The organism is Bacillus paramycoides (assembly GCF_038971285.1).
Classification (GTDB): domain Bacteria; phylum Bacillota; class Bacilli; order Bacillales; family Bacillaceae_G; genus Bacillus_A.
Map to the genome: position 1 here is coordinate 69458 of NZ_CP152427.1, position 18043 is coordinate 87500.

Here is an 18043-nt window from a genome sequence, read left to right on the forward strand (position 1 = left end):
GAATGAATCGTATCTTCCGTAATACCATCTTTTATTTACTGATATTCCTAGTAGTAATTGGAATCGTGAGCTATTTTAATGGTTCGACACAAAAAACGACATCAGTTAGCTACGATAAATTCATTACTAAACTAGAAAAAGGTGAAGTTCGTAATGTGCAACTTCAACCGAAAAATGGTGTATTTGAGGTAAAAGGACAATTTAACAACTCTAGCCAAGGAGAACAATTTGTTACTTACGCACCAAATACCGAGGAATTACAAAAGAAAATTAATGACAAAGCGCAAGGTGCTGAAGTTAAGTATCAACCAGCAGAAGAAACAAGTGCTTGGGTAACATTCTTTACTTCTATCATTCCGTTTGTTATTATCTTCATTTTATTCTTCTTCTTGTTAAACCAAGCTCAGGGCGGCGGTAGCCGTGTTATGAACTTCGGGAAAAGTAAGGCGAAGTTATATAATGATGAAAAGAAAAAGGTTCGTTTCAGAGATGTTGCTGGGGCGGATGAAGAGAAACAAGAGCTTGTTGAGGTAGTTGAATTCTTGAAAGATCCTCGTAAGTTCGCTGAAGTTGGTGCTCGTATTCCGAAGGGTGTTCTATTAGTTGGACCTCCAGGTACAGGTAAAACTTTATTAGCACGTGCTGTTGCAGGTGAGGCAGGCGTTCCGTTCTTCTCTATCAGTGGTTCTGACTTCGTAGAGATGTTTGTCGGTGTCGGTGCATCACGTGTACGTGATTTATTCGAAAATGCAAAGAAAAATGCTCCTTGTATCATTTTCATTGATGAAATTGATGCAGTAGGACGTCAACGTGGCGCAGGTCTTGGTGGTGGCCATGATGAGCGCGAGCAAACGTTGAACCAATTACTTGTTGAAATGGATGGATTCGGCGCAAACGAAGGTATTATTATCATCGCTGCGACAAACCGTCCTGATATTCTTGACCCAGCATTATTACGTCCAGGTCGTTTTGACCGTCAAATTACAGTAGATCGTCCAGATGTAAATGGCCGTGAAGCTGTACTTAAAGTACATGCTCGTAATAAACCGCTTGATGAGAATATCAACTTAAGAGCAATTGCAACTCGTACACCAGGATTCTCTGGTGCTGATCTTGAAAACTTATTAAACGAAGCTGCTTTAGTAGCTGCGCGCCAAGATAAGAAGAAAATTGATATGAGTGACATTGATGAAGCAACGGATCGTGTTATTGCAGGTCCGGCTAAGAAAAGTCGTGTTATCTCTGAAAAAGAACGTAATATCGTCGCTTTCCATGAAGCAGGCCATACTGTAATTGGTGTTGTTCTTGATGAAGCTGATGTCGTTCATAAAGTAACAATTGTCCCTCGAGGTCAAGCTGGTGGATATGCAGTAATGCTTCCGAAAGAAGATCGTTACTTCATGACAAAGCCAGAGTTACTTGATAAAATCACTGGTTTACTTGGTGGTCGAGTAGCTGAGGAGATTGTATTTGGTGAAGTGAGTACAGGTGCTCATAACGACTTCCAACGTGCGACTGGTATCGCAAGACGTATGGTTACGGAATTCGGTATGAGTGATAAGCTTGGACCAATGCAATTTGGTAGTTCGCAAGGTGGTCAAGTGTTCTTAGGAAGAGACTTCCATTCAGAACAAAACTACAGTGATGCAATTGCACACGACATCGATGTGGAAATGCAAACGATTATGAAAGAATGTTATGCTCGTGCAAAAGACATTCTTACTGAAAATCGTGATAAACTAGATCTTATTGCAAAAACGTTACTTGAAGTAGAAACGTTAGATGCTGAGCAAATCAATCATTTATGTGATTACGGCAGATTGCCAGAACGTCCAACATCTTCAGCTGATGTGAAAGTAAACATCAACATGAAGAAGGACGATGAAGAATCAGAAGATAAGTAAGAGATGAAGGAGTGACGGTGGTCACTCCTTTTTTTATTTGTGTAACGAAATGAAGTGGAAAAAGAATTTAAATAAATATGGTATTAAAAATTGAAATAGAGCGTAATCTTTTTGTAAAATGATGAGGATAGAAAAGCTGATTATATAAGTATGTGTGATATGATGTTTTTATAAGTTTTACACATACTGCACAAATATAGATTAAATAAGATAAGTGGTGAGAATATGATTTTTGTATTGGATGTAGGGAACACAAATGCTGTACTAGGCGTGTTTGAAGAGGGGGAACTTCGTCAACATTGGCGCATGGAAACAGATCGTCATAAGACAGAAGATGAATATGGAATGCTTGTAAAGCAGTTGCTTGAGCACGAGGGTCTTTCGTTTGAAGATGTGAAAGGTATTATCGTGTCTTCGGTCGTACCACCAATTATGTTTGCTTTAGAGCGCATGTGTGAAAAGTATTTTAAAATTAAACCGCTTGTAGTAGGTCCTGGAATAAAAACCGGGCTAAATATTAAATATGAAAATCCACGTGAAGTAGGTGCGGACCGAATTGTAAATGCAGTAGCTGGAATCCACTTATATGGAAGTCCGCTTATTATTGTCGATTTCGGTACGGCTACTACATATTGTTATATTAACGAAGAAAAGCATTATATGGGTGGCGTTATTACACCGGGAATTATGATTTCAGCAGAGGCTTTATACAGTAGGGCGGCAAAACTTCCTCGTATTGAAATCACAAAACCAAGCAGTGTTGTTGGGAAAAATACGGTAAGTGCGATGCAATCTGGTATTCTTTATGGTTATGTTGGACAAGTGGAAGGTATTGTTAAGCGTATGAAAGAGGAAGCTAAACAAGAACCGAAAGTTATTGCAACAGGTGGATTGGCGAAATTAATTTCAGAAGAATCGAATGTAATTGATGTTGTAGATCCATTCTTAACATTAAAAGGTTTGTATATGTTATACGAGCGTAATGCAAATTTACAGCATGAGAAAGGTGAATAAATAAGTATGAAAGATTATTTAGTAAAAGCGTTAGCGTTTGATGGAGAAGTGCGTGCGTATAGTGTACGTACTACTAACACGGTAAGTGAGGCGCAAAGACGTCATGATACATGGAGAACAGCTTCAGCGGCACTTGGTCGTTCTTTAACTGCAGGTACAATGATGGGCGCAATGTTAAAAGGTGAACAAAAGCTAACGATTAAGGTAGAAGGTAATGGCCCGATTGGTCCTATCTTAGTAGATGCTCATGCAAATGGGGATGTACGTGGTTACGTAACGAATCCACATGTTGACTTTGAAGGAACGGAACAAGGGAAATTACGTGTATATCAAGCTGTAGGTACTGAAGGATTTGTAACAGTAATTAAAGATATTGGTATGCGTGAGCCGTTTATTGGTCAATCTCCAATTGTTTCAGGAGAATTAGGGGAAGACTTCACGTATTATTTTGCAGTTTCTGAGCAGACGCCTTCTTCTGTAGGTGTTGGCGTTCTTGTAAATGGAGATGACAGCATATTAGCGGCAGGTGGATTTATCCTTCAAATTATGCCGGGTGCGCAGGAAGAAACAATTTCATTCATTGAAGATCGTTTGCAGAAGATTCCTCCTGTATCAACATTGATTGAACAAGGGCTTTCTCCAGAAGAGTTACTGTATGCAGTTCTTGGAGAAGATAAAGTAAAAGTATTAGAAACGATGGATGTTCAATTTAATTGCACATGCTCACGCGAACGTATTGAGAGTGTGTTAATTAGTTTAGGTAAAACGGAGTTAGAGCAAGTTCGTGAAGAAGAAGAAGAAACAGAAGTTCATTGTCATTTCTGTAATGAGCGATATAAGTTTTCTAAAGAAGATATTACAAATTTAATTGAGAATTTGTAATAAGGGAAATTAAGGGGATTCACCCTCTAAATAGATTGACAAACAGGGAATTTTCTGACAAAATCTAAATATAGACAAAACCAATAAAAATACTCGGTGTTAGGAGTGACAGGAATGCGAGTGGCACAATCAGTTTCAGAATTAATCGGGAAAACGCCGATCGTTAAGTTGAACCGCATCGTAGAATCAGACAGCGCAGATATATACTTAAAATTAGAATTTATGAATCCAGGGAGCAGTGTTAAAGATCGTATTGCATTAGCTATGATTGAAGATGCTGAAAAAAAGGGATTATTAAAAGAAGGCGATACAATCATTGAGCCAACAAGTGGTAACACAGGAATTGGTTTAGCGATGGTAGCGGCTGCTAAAGGATATAAGGCGATTTTAGTAATGCCAGAAACAATGAGTGTTGAGCGTCGTAATTTATTACGTGCTTACGGTGCTGAATTAGTATTAACTCCAGGTCCTGAAGGAATGGGTGGAGCAATTCGTCAAGCGACTGAATTAGCAAAAGAGCATGGCTACTTTATACCACAACAGTTCAAAAACCAATCGAATCCAGAAATTCATCGCTTAACAACAGGTCCAGAAATTGTTGAACAAATGGGCGACCAATTAGATGCGTTCATTGCAGGAATTGGTACAGGTGGAACGATTACTGGTGCTGGTGAAGTACTCAAGGAAGCATATAAAGATATTAAAATTTATGCAGTAGAACCTGCGGATTCACCAGTATTATCTGGTGGGAAACCGGGTCCACATAAAATCCAAGGAATTGGGGCGGGATTCATCCCAGAGACGTTGGATGTAGAAGTATATGATGAAATTGTTCAAGTGAAAACAGAACAAGCGTTTGAATATGCAAGAAGAGTGGCGAAAGAGGAAGGTATTTTAGTGGGTATCTCTTCTGGAGCAGTTATTTATGCAGCAACAGAAATTGCGAAAAAGTTAGGTAAAGGGAAAAAGGTACTTGTTATTATCCCAAGTAACGGTGAACGTTATTTAAGTACACCACTTTATCAATTTGAATCTTAATTATATGTGATTGAAAAAGCATCCTTGAAAAAGGATGCTTTTTCTTTTTGGATTGGAAATAGGAAAAGAGTGAATGACTAGAAAACTTCATGTAAAATAAGAGGTAGTATAATTAATTTATTTTTACTAGCCTTCGAGTGTAACCCTTCTGTATACATAACGAATATAGTTGGAAGTGGTTAATATAAGAGGGTGGGATAAAAGAAGACGGGGTGTTGATATGCAACGAAGAAAATCTTTAGCGCTTTCTATTCCATATCAGTTAGATTTCTTTAAGCAATATAAATTTCTTTCTAAGGATAAACCGCAACATATTTTGTTAGAGAGTGGACGTGGCGGTCGTTATAACATTGTGGGGTTGAACCCAGTAGCGGTAATCCAAGGGAAGGGTGAAACGTTACATATAAGTGAAAGTGGTAAGGAAACAATAAAACGAGGAAATCCATTAGATTTAATGCAGGAATATATGGAGCAATGGAAAACAGACTATAATCCGGGGTACCCGCCATTTCAAGGTGGTGCAATTGGTTATTTTAGTTATGATTGCATCCGTTATATTGAAAAATTACCTTCTCTTGCAGAGGATGATATTAATATACCTGATATATTCTTTTTATTATTTGATGATGTGTTTGTGTATGATCAAGAAGAAAAGGTATTATGGATTATTACACATTATGTAGATAAGCATGAAGAGGCAAAAGAGCGATTAAATGAGTGGAAGGTTCTTTGGACGACAGAAGCGCCAGAAGTGACTATATCATTTGCATGCCCTGAAAAGAAAAGTGAAGCAGTTGCTTTTACAGAAGAAAGCTTTATGAAGGCAGTTGAATGTATTCAAGAATATATTGGGGCTGGTGATGTGTTTCAAGTAAACTTGTCGACGAGACAAGAAAGAACGTTACAAACACACCCGCTAGAAATTTATACAAGCCTTCGTGAAATTAATCCATCTCCATATATGGGATACTTGGAGTTTGGAGATTTTCAAATCGTTAGTGCTTCGCCTGAATTGCTAATTAAAAAACAAGGGCAAGAAGTAAGTACAAGACCAATTGCTGGTACAAGATCCCGCGGTGCGAATGAACAAGAGGATGAAGAATTAGCAAGGGAATTAATTGAGAACGAAAAGGAACGAGCAGAGCATGTCATGCTTGTAGATTTAGAACGAAATGATTTAGGGCGTGTTTGTAAATATGGCACTGTAGAAGTAGATGAATTTATGGTAATTGAAAAGTACTCACATGTTATGCATATCGTTTCTAATGTGCGTGGTGAGGTGGAAGAAGATAAGGATGCTTTCGATTTAGTAAAAGCTGTATTCCCTGGAGGAACAATTACTGGTGCCCCGAAAATACGTACGATGGAAATCATTGAAGAATTAGAGCCTGTTCGCAGAGGGATTTATACAGGTTCAATTGGTTGGATCGGTTATTCTGGAGATACAGAATTGAATATTGTAATTAGAACACTTCTTGCTAAAGATGGAAAAGCTCATGTACAAGCAGGAGCGGGAATTGTAATTGATTCAAATCCAGAAAATGAATATAAAGAGTCGCTCAAAAAGGCGATTGCTTTATGGCGTGCAAAAGAACGTAGCGAAGAAACGGTTAGGTGAGAGAAATGATATTAATGATTGATAATTATGATTCTTTTACATTTAATTTAGTACAGTTTCTTGGAGAACTTGGACAAGAGCTTGTTGTTAAACGTAACGATGAAGTGACTATTTCAGATATTGAGAATATGAAACCAGACTTTTTAATGATTTCGCCAGGTCCATGTAGTCCGAATGAAGCAGGGATTAGTATGGAGGTTATTCGATACTTCGCTGGAAAGATTCCGATTTTTGGGGTTTGTCTTGGGCATCAATCTATTGCGCAAGTGTTTGGGGGAGAGGTTGTCCGTGCAGAGCGATTAATGCATGGGAAAACGTCACCTATGCATCATGATGGAAAGACGATTTTTTCGGATATCCCTAATCCATTTACTGCGACGCGCTATCATTCCCTTATTGTTAAGAAAGAGACATTACCGGAGTGCTTAGAGGTAACATCTTGGACAGAAGAAGGGGAAATTATGGCGCTCCGTCATACAACATTACCGATTGAAGGTGTACAGTTCCATCCGGAATCTATTATGACTTCTCACGGAAAAGAGTTGTTGCAGAATTTCATTCGTAAATACAGTCCCAGTGTGACATCATGTTAATTTACGTAAATGGTCAGTATGTAGAAGCGAGTGAAGCGAGAATTTCGCCGTATGACCACGGTTATTTATATGGTCTTGGAGTTTTTGAGACGTTTCGTATTTATAATGGCCATCCTTTCTTATTGGATGATCATTATGACCGTTTAATATATGCGCTAGATACGTTGCAAATTAAATGGTCGATGACGAAAGATGAAGTAATGCTTATTTTAAAGAATTTACTCGTTAAGAATAAATTAGAGAATGCTTATGTCCGTTTTAATGTATCGGCGGGTATAGATGAAATTGGATTGCAAACAGAAATGTATGAAGAGCCGTCTATTATTGTTTTTATAAAACCTTTAGCGGCCCCGGGAGATGTAGTGGAAAAAGAAGGGGTTGTCTTAAATCAAGTGCGAAACACACCAGAGGGTGCATCTCGCTTGAAGTCTCACCATTATTTAAATAACATTTTGGGGAAACGTGAAATAGGAAATGTTGTGAATAAGGAAGGTATTTTCCTTACTGAAACAGGTTATGTTGCAGAGGGTATTGTTTCGAATCTCTTTTTTGTAAAAGGTGATATTTTATATACACCTTCGTTAAAAACGGGGATTTTAAATGGTATCACTCGTGCGTTTATTATAAAGGTTGCTGAAGAACTAGGCATAGAAGTAAAGGAAGGTTTCTTTACAAAAGATGAATTACTTTCAGCTGATGAAGTCTTCGTAACAAACTCGGTTCAAGAAATTGTTCCGCTTAATCGTATAGAGGGACGAGATTTCCCGGGTAAAGTAGGTATGGTTACAAAAAGATTTATGAATCTTTATGAAATGCAGAGAGAGAAATTGTGGAGCAGAAATGAATTGCGAAGAGGAGATGTGTAGTTTGAAGTGGGATTATGATTTGCGCTGCGGCGAATATACATTGAACTTAAATGAAAAAACTTTAATTATGGGGATTTTAAATGTAACGCCAGATTCGTTTTCCGATGGTGGAAGTTACAACGAGGTAGAGGCTGCGGTTCGCCATGCGAAAGAAATGCGAGATGAAGGTGCCCATATTATTGATATCGGTGGTGAGTCTACTCGCCCGGGTTTTGCTAAAGTATCAGTGGAAGAAGAAATAAAGCGAGTTGTTCCGATGATTCAGGCAGTTTCAAGAGAATTGAAATTACCTATTTCTATCGACACGTATAAAGCTGAAGTTGCAAAACAAGCAATCGAAGCTGGTGCTCATATTATTAATGATATTTGGGGAGCGAAGGCGGAACCAAAAATCGCTGAAGTTGCAGCTCATTACGATGTACCTATTATCTTAATGCACAATCGCGATAACATGAATTACCGCAATTTAATGGCTGATATGATTGCTGATTTATATGACAGTATTAAAATTGCTAAAGATGCTGGCGTACGAGATGAGAATATCATTTTAGACCCAGGTATCGGCTTTGCTAAAACACCTGAACAAAATTTAGAAGCGATGCGTAATTTAGAACAGTTAAACGTACTAGGTTACCCGGTTCTCTTAGGTACTTCAAGAAAGTCCTTTATTGGGCATGTGCTAGATTTACCGGTAGAAGAACGTCTTGAGGGAACGGGAGCTACTGTTTGTCTCGGTATTGAAAAGGGTTGTGAGTTTGTTCGTGTTCATGATGTGAAGGAAATGGCGCGTATGGCTAAGATGATGGACGCGATGATTGGTAAGGGGGTAAAGTAATTGGATAAAATTTATATTCATGATATGGAGTTTTATGGTTACCATGGTGTATTCCCAGAGGAAAATAAATTGGGCCAAAGATTTAAAGTGGACTTAACGGTGGAATTGGATTTGAAGCAGGCAGGAGAAAGTGATGACCTAGAGCATTCTGTCAATTATGGAGAGCTTTTTGAATTATGTAGGAAAGTTGTTGAAGATAGAACGTATAAGCTTGTAGAGAGTATTGCTGAAAATATCGCTGCAGATATATTGAAACAATATGAGAGTATTTCAAGATGTACAATAAAGGTGATTAAACCAGATCCGCCGATACCGGGGCATTATCGTGCTGTAGCAGTGGAAATTACGAGAGAACGTCCATGAATAATGTAGCGTACATTGCATTAGGTTCAAATATTGGAGAGCGTTATACGTATTTAACTGAAGCGATTCATTTTCTAAATAAAAATCCGTATATCCAAGTTGAGGATGCTTCGTCTGTATATGAAACGGAACCAGTTGGCTATACTGACCAAAGTTCCTTTTTAAATTTAGTTATAAAAATTTCTACCAATTTATCACCGCAAGAATTATTGAAAGTAACGCAAAAAGTAGAGAATGACCTAGGAAGAAAAAGGGAAATCAGGTGGGGTCCGAGGACTATCGACCTTGACATTTTACTATATAATCAAGAAAATATTGAAACAGAGAATCTTATTGTTCCGCATCCGCGGATGTTCGAAAGAGCTTTTGTTATCGTTCCGTTGTTAGAGATTAATCAAGATATAAAACAAAACATTTCACGTTCACAAGTAGAAGAAATGAAAAGGCGAGAGGGAGTAACGGTATGGAAGCAGAAAAATGGGGAAGACGCATTCGTGCTTTTCGAAAGCTAAAAGGTTATACGCAAGAAGGTTTTGCAAAAGAATTAGGGGTATCTGTATCTGTTTTAGGTGAAGTTGAGAGAGGAAATCGATCGCCTTCCCAAGATTTTGTAGTGGAAGTTGCTAAAGCATTAAAGGTCTCGATAGATGAGTTAATGCCAAAGTGACCAGGAAGGAAGGAGTAAATCGAGTGTTAAAAATCGCAAATATTGAGATGAAAAATCCAGTTGTATTAGCACCGATGGCGGGAGTGTGTAACTCTGCATTCCGTTTGACAGTAAAAGAATTTGGTGCAGGTCTAGTTTGTGCCGAAATGGTAAGTGATAAGGCAATACTACTGAATAATAAAAGAACATTAGATATGTTATATATTGATGAGAGAGAAAAGCCATTAAGTTTACAGATTTTTGGTGGAGAGAAAGAAACTCTTGTAGATGCTGCGAAATATGTAGATCAATATACGACAGCAGACATCATTGATATAAATATGGGGTGCCCGGTACCGAAAATCGTTAAGTGTGATGCGGGAGCAAAGTGGCTACTAGACCCAAATAAAATATATGAAATGGTAGCGGCAGTTGTAGATGCTGTAAAAAAACCAGTTACAGTTAAAATGCGTATTGGTTGGGATGAGGATCATATTTTCGCAATCGAGAATGCAAAAGCTGTTGAGCGTGCTGGCGGACAAGCGGTAGCAGTTCATGGACGTACACGAGTACAAATGTATGAGGGGAAAGCGGATTGGGATATTATTAAACAAGTAAAGCAAGCTGTAAATATCCCGGTTATCGGAAATGGTGATGTCGCAACGCCACAAGATGCAAAACGCATGATTGATGAAATTGGTGTAGATGGCGTTATGATTGGTCGCGCTGCCCTTGGAGATCCTTGGATGATTTATCGTACGGTAAAGTATTTAGAGACAGGTGAATTAATGCCGGAACCGACAGTACGTGAGAAAATTGACGTATGTATGTTGCATCTAGATCGTCTGATCGATTTAAAGAACGAAAGTGTCGCTGTAAGAGAGATGAGAAAGCATGCAGCTTGGTATTTAAAAGGTATTCGTGGTAATGCAAATGTACGTAATGGTATAAATGCTTGTAATACGCGTGAAGACCTTGCGAATGTATTAGGTGCATTTGTAGAAGAAGTAGAAGCAAAACAACAAACAATTCACGTTGGTTAATAATAGAAAGGGAAGATTGACATTCTTCTACACACTTCCTATAATTACGTGAAAGAAAGAAGAACTGCCAGTTAGTTGCTGGCAGTTTTTCTAGTTGAGTAGAAAATGCTATACTGTATATATTGTAAAAATTAATAGAGCTGGAGTGATATCAATACCATGGATAACATGAACCACGAAGAATTAAACGACCAATTGCTTGTTCGTCGTGAAAAGCTACATAACTTACGTGAGCAAGGAATCGATCCGTTCGGTAAACGATTTGAACGTACAAATGCAACAAATGACTTATTAAGCTTATATGGAGAGTTCTCTAAAGAAGAATTAGAAGAGAAAGAAATCTCTGTTTCTATCGCTGGTCGTATTATGACAAAGCGCGGTAAAGGAAAAGCTGGATTTGCACATATTCAAGATTTACATGGACAAGTTCAAATTTATGTTCGTAAAGATGCTGTTGGAGATGAAGAGTACGAATTATTTAAAACAGCAGATTTAGGTGACTTAGTAGGTATTGAAGGTAAAGTGTTCAAAACGAACGTTGGAGAACTTTCAGTGAAAGCAACTGGCTTTACGCTATTAACGAAATCTCTTCGTCCATTACCGGATAAATATCATGGATTAAAAGATGTTGAACAGCGCTACCGTCAACGTTACTTAGACTTAATTACAAGTATGGAAAGCCGTGAAACATTCGTTACTCGCAGTAAGATCATTCGTGAAATGAGAAGATACTTAGATGATAACGGTTATCTTGAAGTGGAAACACCTATGATGCATGCAATTGCAGGTGGAGCTTCTGCGCGTCCTTTCATTACGCATCATAATGCGTTAGATATGGAATTATATATGCGTATCGCGATTGAACTTCATTTAAAACGCCTTATCGTGGGTGGATTAGAAAAAGTTTATGAAATCGGCCGTGTATTCCGCAATGAGGGTGTATCAACTCGTCATAATCCTGAATTTACGATGATTGAATTATATGAAGCGTATGCTGATTATAAAGATATTATGAAACTAACAGAAAATATGGTTGCTCATATCGCGAAGCAAGTACTAGGTACAACGACAATCCAATATGGTGATTATGAAATTAATCTAGAACCAGAATGGACACGTCTTCATATGGTAGATGCAATTAAGGAACATTCTGGAGCAGACTTCTGGAATCCGATGAGTGTAGAAGAAGCGCGTGAACTTGCGAAAGAACACAATGTAGATATTAAGGATACAATGGAAGTTGGTCATATTATAAATGAATTCTTCGAACAAAAAGTAGAAGATAAATTAATCCAACCAACATTCATTTACGGTCATCCTGTAGAAATTTCGCCACTTGCGAAAAAGAATGACGAAGATCCACGATTCACAGATCGTTTCGAATTATTTATCGTTGCACGTGAGCATGCAAATGCATTCACTGAGTTAAACGATCCAATCGATCAAAAAGAACGTTTTGAAGCGCAATTAAAAGAACGTGAACAAGGTAATGACGAAGCTCACATGATGGATGATGATTATATCGAAGCTCTTGAGTACGGCATGCCTCCTACAGGTGGACTAGGAATTGGTATTGATCGTCTTGTTATGCTATTAACAAATGCACCATCTATTCGTGATGTACTACTATTCCCTGCTATGCGTCATAAGCAAGACTAAGCTTTGGAGATTTCTCCAAAGCTTTTTTTATTTAAGTATGAGTAGTAAAGTTTGATGGGGCGAGACATTATATTTATATAGAAGAAATGTGCTGTTTTTATACTTTTTTACTAAGTTAAAAATTTTATTAGAAAAACTATTGCATTTTAATAATCAAACTGGTATATTTATATTCGTTGCCACGAAAGGTAACAAGCAAAACAAACGAAAAACAACTTATTGAAAAAAGTTGTTGACGAAAATATAACGAAATGTTATATTGATAAAGTCGCTTCTGAGCGGCAGACAAGTTCTTTGAAAACTGAACGAAACAAACAACGTGAAACGTCAATTTTTATTTTAGATGCTAGACAAACTAACTTTATTGGAGAGTTTGATCCTGGCTCAGGATGAACGCTGGCGGCGTGCCTAATACATGCAAGTCGAGCGAATGGATTAAGAGCTTGCTCTTATGAAGTTAGCGGCGGACGGGTGAGTAACACGTGGGTAACCTGCCCATAAGACTGGGATAACTCCGGGAAACCGGGGCTAATACCGGATAACATTTTGAACCACATGGTTCGAGATTGAAAGGCGGCTTCGGCTGTCACTTATGGATGGACCCGCGTCGCATTAGCTAGTTGGTGAGGTAACGGCTCACCAAGGCAACGATGCGTAGCCGACCTGAGAGGGTGATCGGCCACACTGGGACTGAGACACGGCCCAGACTCCTACGGGAGGCAGCAGTAGGGAATCTTCCGCAATGGACGAAAGTCTGACGGAGCAACGCCGCGTGAGTGATGAAGGCTTTCGGGTCGTAAAACTCTGTTGTTAGGGAAGAACAAGTGCTAGTTGAATAAGCTGGCACCTTGACGGTACCTAACCAGAAAGCCACGGCTAACTACGTGCCAGCAGCCGCGGTAATACGTAGGTGGCAAGCGTTATCCGGAATTATTGGGCGTAAAGCGCGCGCAGGTGGTTTCTTAAGTCTGATGTGAAAGCCCACGGCTCAACCGTGGAGGGTCATTGGAAACTGGGAGACTTGAGTGCAGAAGAGGGAAGTGGAATTCCATGTGTAGCGGTGAAATGCGTAGAGATATGGAGGAACACCAGTGGCGAAGGCGACTTTCTGGTCTGTAACTGACACTGAGGCGCGAAAGCGTGGGGAGCAAACAGGATTAGATACCCTGGTAGTCCACGCCGTAAACGATGAGTGCTAAGTGTTAGAGGGTTTCCGCCCTTTAGTGCTGAAGTTAACGCATTAAGCACTCCGCCTGGGGAGTACGGCCGCAAGGCTGAAACTCAAAGGAATTGACGGGGGCCCGCACAAGCGGTGGAGCATGTGGTTTAATTCGAAGCAACGCGAAGAACCTTACCAGGTCTTGACATCCTCTGACAACCCTAGAGATAGGGCTTCTCCTTCGGGAGCAGAGTGACAGGTGGTGCATGGTTGTCGTCAGCTCGTGTCGTGAGATGTTGGGTTAAGTCCCGCAACGAGCGCAACCCTTGATCTTAGTTGCCATCATTTAGTTGGGCACTCTAAGGTGACTGCCGGTGACAAACCGGAGGAAGGTGGGGATGACGTCAAATCATCATGCCCCTTATGACCTGGGCTACACACGTGCTACAATGGACGGTACAAAGAGCTGCAAGACCGCGAGGTGGAGCTAATCTCATAAAACCGTTCTCAGTTCGGATTGTAGGCTGCAACTCGCCTACATGAAGCTGGAATCGCTAGTAATCGCGGATCAGCATGCCGCGGTGAATACGTTCCCGGGCCTTGTACACACCGCCCGTCACACCACGAGAGTTTGTAACACCCGAAGTCGGTGGGGTAACCTTTTTGGAGCCAGCCGCCTAAGGTGGGACAGATGATTGGGGTGAAGTCGTAACAAGGTAGCCGTATCGGAAGGTGCGGCTGGATCACCTCCTTTCTATGGAGAATTGATGAACGCTGTTCATCAATATAAGTTTCCGTGTTTCGTTTTGTTCAGTTTTGAGAGAACTATCTCTCATATATAAATGTATGTTCTTTGAAAACTAGATAACAGTGTAGCTCATATTTTTTAATTTTTAGTTTGGTTAAGTTAGAAAGGGCGCACGGTGGATGCCTTGACACTAGGAGTCGATGAAGGACGGGACTAACGCCGATATGCTTCGGGGAGCTGTAAGTAAGCTTTGATCCGAAGATTTCCGAATGGGGAAACCCACCATACGTAATGGTATGGTATCCTTATCTGAATACATAGGGTAAGGAAGACAGACCCAGGGAACTGAAACATCTAAGTACCTGGAGGAAGAGAAAGCAAATGCGATTTCCTGAGTAGCGGCGAGCGAAACGGAACATAGCCCAAACCAAGAGGCTTGCCTCTTGGGGTTGTAGGACATTCTATACGGAGTTACAAAGGAACGAGGTAGACGAAGCGACCTGGAAAGGTCCGTCGTAGAGGGTAACAACCCCGTAGTCGAAACTTCGTTCTCTCTTGAATGTATCCTGAGTACGGCGGAACACGTGAAATTCCGTCGGAATCTGGGAGGACCATCTCCCAAGGCTAAATACTCCCTAGTGATCGATAGTGAACCAGTACCGTGAGGGAAAGGTGAAAAGCACCCCGGAAGGGGAGTGAAAGAGATCCTGAAACCGTGTGCCTACAAATAGTCAGAGCCCGTTAACGGGTGATGGCGTGCCTTTTGTAGAATGAACCGGCGAGTTACGATCCCGTGCGAGGTTAAGCTGAAGAGGCGGAGCCGCAGCGAAAGCGAGTCTGAATAGGGCGTTTAGTACGTGGTCGTAGACCCGAAACCAGGTGATCTACCCATGTCCAGGGTGAAGTTCAGGTAACACTGAATGGAGGCCCGAACCCACGCACGTTGAAAAGTGCGGGGATGAGGTGTGGGTAGCGGAGAAATTCCAATCGAACCTGGAGATAGCTGGTTCTCCCCGAAATAGCTTTAGGGCTAGCCTTAAGTGTAAGAGTCTTGGAGGTAGAGCACTGATTGGACTAGGGGTCCTCATCGGATTACCGAATTCAGTCAAACTCCGAATGCCAATGACTTATCCTTAGGAGTCAGACTGCGAGTGATAAGATCCGTAGTCAAAAGGGAAACAGCCCAGACCGCCAGCTAAGGTCCCAAAGTGTGTATTAAGTGGAAAAGGATGTGGAGTTGCTTAGACAACTAGGATGTTGGCTTAGAAGCAGCCACCATTTAAAGAGTGCGTAATAGCTCACTAGTCGAGTGACTCTGCGCCGAAAATGTACCGGGGCTAAATACACCACCGAAGCTGCGGATTGATACCGATGGTATCAGTGGTAGGGGAGCGTTCTAAGGACAGTGAAGTCAGACCGTAAGGACTGGTGGAGTGCTTAGAAGTGAGAATGCCGGTATGAGTAGCGAAAGACGGGTGAGAATCCCGTCCACCGAATGCCTAAGGTTTCCTGAGGAAGGCTCGTCCGCTCAGGGTTAGTCAGGACCTAAGCCGAGGCCGACAGGCGTAGGCGATGGACAACAGGTTGATATTCCTGTACCACCTCTTTATCGTTTGAGCAATGGAGGGACGCAGAAGGATAGAAGAAGCGTGCGATTGGTTGTGCACGTCCAAGCAGTTAGGCTGATAAGTAGGCAAATCCGCTTATCGTGAAGGCTGAGCTGTGATGGGGAAGCTCCTTATGGAGCGAAGTCTTTGATTCCCCGCTGCCAAGAAAAGCTTCTAGCGAGATAAAAGGTGCCTGTACCGCAAACCGACACAGGTAGGCGAGGAGAGAATCCTAAGGTGTGCGAGAGAACTCTGGTTAAGGAACTCGGCAAAATGACCCCGTAACTTCGGGAGAAGGGGTGCTTTCTTAACGGAAAGCCGCAGTGAATAGGCCCAAGCGACTGTTTAGCAAAAACACAGCTCTCTGCGAAGCCGTAAGGCGAAGTATAGGGGGTGACACCTGCCCGGTGCTGGAAGGTTAAGGAGAGGGGTTAGCGTAAGCGAAGCTCTGAACTGAAGCCCCAGTAAACGGCGGCCGTAACTATAACGGTCCTAAGGTAGCGAAATTCCTTGTCGGGTAAGTTCCGACCCGCACGAAAGGTGTAACGATTTGGGCACTGTCTCAACCAGAGACTCGGTGAAATTATAGTACCTGTGAAGATGCAGGTTACCCGCGACAGGACGGAAAGACCCCGTGGAGCTTTACTGTAGCCTGATATTGAATTTTGGTACAGTTTGTACAGGATAGGCGGGAGCCTTTGAAACCGGAGCGCTAGCTTCGGTGGAGGCGCTGGTGGGATACCGCCCTGACTGTATTGAAATTCTAACCTACGGGTCTTATCGACCCGGGAGACAGTGTCAGGTGGGCAGTTTGACTGGGGCGGTCGCCTCCTAAAGTGTAACGGAGGCGCCCAAAGGTTCCCTCAGAATGGTTGGAAATCATTCGTAGAGTGCAAAGGCATAAGGGAGCTTGACTGCGAGACCTACAAGTCGAGCAGGGACGAAAGTCGGGCTTAGTGATCCGGTGGTTCCGCATGGAAGGGCCATCGCTCAACGGATAAAAGCTACCCCGGGGATAACAGGCTTATCTCCCCCAAGAGTCCACATCGACGGGGAGGTTTGGCACCTCGATGTCGGCTCATCGCATCCTGGGGCTGTAGTCGGTCCCAAGGGTTGGGCTGTTCGCCCATTAAAGCGGTACGCGAGCTGGGTTCAGAACGTCGTGAGACAGTTCGGTCCCTATCCGTCGTGGGCGTAGGAAATTTGAGAGGAGCTGTCCTTAGTACGAGAGGACCGGGATGGACGCACCGCTGGTGTACCAGTTGTTCTGCCAAGGGCATAGCTGGGTAGCTATGTGCGGAAGGGATAAGTGCTGAAAGCATCTAAGCATGAAGCCCCCCTCAAGATGAGATTTCCCATAGCGTAAGCTAGTAAGATCCCTGAAAGATGATCAGGTTGATAGGTTCGAGGTGGAAGCATGGTGACATGTGGAGCTGACGAATACTAATAGATCGAGGACTTAACCATATAATATGAAGCAATGTTATCTAGTTTTGAAAGAATATAAAAAACTTATTGACTTTCAAAGTTAAATGAGTTACAATAATTCTTGTCTTAAATGAATACAGTCTGGTAATGATGGCAGAGAGGTCACACCCGTTCCCATACCGAACACGGAAGTTAAGCTCTCTAGCGCCGATGGTAGTTGGGACCTTGTCCCTGTGAGAGTAGGACGTTGCCAGGCAATCCGGAGGATTAGCTCAGCTGGGAGAGCACCTGCCTTACAAGCAGGGGGTCGGCGGTTCGATCCCGTCATCCTCCACCATTTAGCCGACTTAGCTCAATTGGTAGAGCAACTGACTTGTAATCAGTAGGTTGGGGGTTCAAGTCCTCTAGTCGGCACCAGTCTTTATTGTAAGAGCCATTAGCTCAGTTGGTAGAGCATCTGACTTTTAATCAGAGGGTCGAAGGTTCGAGTCCTTCATGGCTCACCATTTTAATGAAATATGCGGGTGTGGCGGAATTGGCAGACGCACTAGACTTAGGATCTAGCGCCTTTGGCGTGGGGGTTCGACTCCCTTCACCCGCACTTTTAATAAAATAACTCAAACATGTCTTGCGGAAGTAG

Annotated in this window: 13 protein-coding genes, 5 tRNA genes and 3 rRNA genes (1 of these 21 only partly in view); all 21 read left to right on the forward strand. The window is 41.7% G+C overall.

The genetic code is table 11. The annotated features are described in order from the left end of the window. Nucleotides 1-2: 2 nt before the first annotated feature. Nucleotides 3-1904, forward strand: coding sequence for an ATP-dependent zinc metalloprotease FtsH (gene ftsH / locus AAG068_RS00370; RefSeq protein WP_001079658.1), 1902 nt, complete (start codon nt 3-5; stop codon nt 1902-1904). Between the two features lie 225 nt (nt 1905-2129). Next, on the forward strand, nt 2130-2918 hold the full coding sequence (locus tag AAG068_RS00375) for a type III pantothenate kinase (protein WP_000578367.1): 789 nt from the start codon (nt 2130-2132) through the stop codon (nt 2916-2918). Between the two features lie 6 nt (nt 2919-2924). Next, on the forward strand, nt 2925-3800 hold the full coding sequence (gene hslO / locus AAG068_RS00380) for a redox-regulated molecular chaperone HslO (protein ID WP_149178473.1): 876 nt from the start codon (nt 2925-2927) through the stop codon (nt 3798-3800). A 114-nt stretch (nt 3801-3914) separates the two neighbouring features. Further along, on the forward strand, nt 3915-4838 hold the full coding sequence (gene cysK / locus AAG068_RS00385) for a cysteine synthase A (RefSeq protein ID WP_099686265.1): 924 nt from the start codon (nt 3915-3917) through the stop codon (nt 4836-4838). Nucleotides 4839-5058: 220 nt separating this feature from the next. Then, nucleotides 5059-6456, forward strand: a complete 1398-nt coding sequence (pabB, locus tag AAG068_RS00390) for an aminodeoxychorismate synthase component I (RefSeq protein ID WP_342716601.1) — start codon at nt 5059-5061, stop codon at nt 6454-6456. Between the two features lie 5 nt (nt 6457-6461). After that, nucleotides 6462-7049, forward strand: coding sequence for an aminodeoxychorismate/anthranilate synthase component II (gene pabA, locus AAG068_RS00395; RefSeq protein WP_048526403.1), 588 nt, complete (start codon nt 6462-6464; stop codon nt 7047-7049). Next, nucleotides 7043-7915 carry an aminodeoxychorismate lyase gene (pabC, locus tag AAG068_RS00400; RefSeq protein WP_342716602.1) on the forward strand — a complete coding sequence of 291 codons (873 nt, stop codon included), beginning with the start codon at nt 7043-7045 and terminating at the stop codon, nt 7913-7915. Before pabA ends, pabC begins: the two co-directional genes overlap by 7 nt. After that, complete coding sequence (gene folP / locus AAG068_RS00405) at nt 7890-8750, forward strand: dihydropteroate synthase (RefSeq protein ID WP_342716603.1); 861 nt, start codon at nt 7890-7892, stop codon at nt 8748-8750. Before pabC ends, folP begins: the two co-directional genes overlap by 26 nt. Beyond that, nucleotides 8751-9113, forward strand: coding sequence for a dihydroneopterin aldolase (gene folB / locus AAG068_RS00410; RefSeq protein ID WP_048526406.1), 363 nt, complete (start codon nt 8751-8753; stop codon nt 9111-9113). Continuing rightward, nucleotides 9110-9625, forward strand: coding sequence for a 2-amino-4-hydroxy-6-hydroxymethyldihydropteridine diphosphokinase (folK, locus tag AAG068_RS00415; RefSeq protein ID WP_342716604.1), 516 nt, complete (start codon nt 9110-9112; stop codon nt 9623-9625). Before folB ends, folK begins: the two co-directional genes overlap by 4 nt. Beyond that, nucleotides 9577-9780: a helix-turn-helix domain-containing protein gene (locus tag AAG068_RS00420; protein ID WP_000387027.1), complete on the forward strand. Its 204-nt coding sequence runs from the start codon at nt 9577-9579 to the stop codon at nt 9778-9780. Before folK ends, AAG068_RS00420 begins: the two co-directional genes overlap by 49 nt. 23 nt (nt 9781-9803) lie before the next feature. Further along, the gene (gene dusB, locus AAG068_RS00425) at nt 9804-10802 is read left to right on the forward strand and encodes a tRNA dihydrouridine synthase DusB (RefSeq protein ID WP_098254734.1); all 999 of its coding nucleotides are present in this window, start codon (nt 9804-9806) and stop codon (nt 10800-10802) included. A 159-nt stretch (nt 10803-10961) separates the two neighbouring features. Next, nucleotides 10962-12461 (forward strand): lysine--tRNA ligase, encoded by a 1500-nt coding sequence (gene lysS, locus AAG068_RS00430; protein ID WP_048526409.1) that lies wholly within the window; start codon nt 10962-10964, stop codon nt 12459-12461. Nucleotides 12462-12822: 361 nt separating this feature from the next. After that, nucleotides 12823-14374 (forward strand): 16S ribosomal RNA (locus AAG068_RS00435). Between the two features lie 146 nt (nt 14375-14520). After that, a 23S ribosomal RNA gene (locus tag AAG068_RS00440) occupies nt 14521-17442 on the forward strand. 101 nt (nt 17443-17543) lie between these two features. Further along, nucleotides 17544-17659, forward strand: a 5S ribosomal RNA gene (rrf, locus tag AAG068_RS00445). The 16S, 23S and 5S rRNA genes sit together here with 5 tRNA genes alongside, the layout of an rRNA operon. Nucleotides 17660-17664: 5 nt before the next feature. Beyond that, a tRNA-Val gene (locus tag AAG068_RS00450) sits at nt 17665-17740 on the forward strand. 4 nt (nt 17741-17744) lie between these two features. Continuing rightward, nucleotides 17745-17820, forward strand: a tRNA-Thr gene (locus AAG068_RS00455). Nucleotides 17821-17833: 13 nt separating this feature from the next. Beyond that, nucleotides 17834-17909: transfer RNA gene (locus tag AAG068_RS00460), tRNA-Lys, on the forward strand. Nucleotides 17910-17923: 14 nt separating this feature from the next. Further along, a tRNA-Leu gene (locus tag AAG068_RS00465) sits at nt 17924-18004 on the forward strand. Nucleotides 18005-18033: 29 nt separating this feature from the next. Beyond that, a tRNA-Gly gene (locus AAG068_RS00470) sits at nt 18034-18043 on the forward strand (it continues 65 nt past the right edge of the window).

What these genes read in the sequence shown, in the direction of transcription:
- ftsH (WP_001079658.1), top strand. Translation starts at nt 3, where the DNA reads ATGAATCGTATCTTCCGTAATACCATCTTTTATTTACTGATATTCCTA.
- AAG068_RS00375 (WP_000578367.1), top strand. Translation starts at nt 2,130, where the DNA reads ATGATTTTTGTATTGGATGTAGGGAACACAAATGCTGTACTAGGCGTG.
- cysK (WP_099686265.1), top strand. Translation starts at nt 3,915, where the DNA reads ATGCGAGTGGCACAATCAGTTTCAGAATTAATCGGGAAAACGCCGATC.
- pabB (WP_342716601.1), top strand. Translation starts at nt 5,059, where the DNA reads ATGCAACGAAGAAAATCTTTAGCGCTTTCTATTCCATATCAGTTAGAT.
- AAG068_RS00420 (WP_000387027.1), top strand. Translation starts at nt 9,577, where the DNA reads ATGGAAGCAGAAAAATGGGGAAGACGCATTCGTGCTTTTCGAAAGCTA.
- folK (WP_342716604.1), top strand. Translation starts at nt 9,110, where the DNA reads ATGAATAATGTAGCGTACATTGCATTAGGTTCAAATATTGGAGAGCGT.
- pabA (WP_048526403.1), top strand. Translation starts at nt 6,462, where the DNA reads ATGATATTAATGATTGATAATTATGATTCTTTTACATTTAATTTAGTA.
- folP (WP_342716603.1), top strand. Translation starts at nt 7,890, where the DNA reads ATGAATTGCGAAGAGGAGATGTGTAGTTTGAAGTGGGATTATGATTTG.
- lysS (WP_048526409.1), top strand. Translation starts at nt 10,962, where the DNA reads ATGGATAACATGAACCACGAAGAATTAAACGACCAATTGCTTGTTCGT.
- pabC (WP_342716602.1), top strand. Translation starts at nt 7,043, where the DNA reads ATGTTAATTTACGTAAATGGTCAGTATGTAGAAGCGAGTGAAGCGAGA.
- hslO (WP_149178473.1), top strand. Translation starts at nt 2,925, where the DNA reads ATGAAAGATTATTTAGTAAAAGCGTTAGCGTTTGATGGAGAAGTGCGT.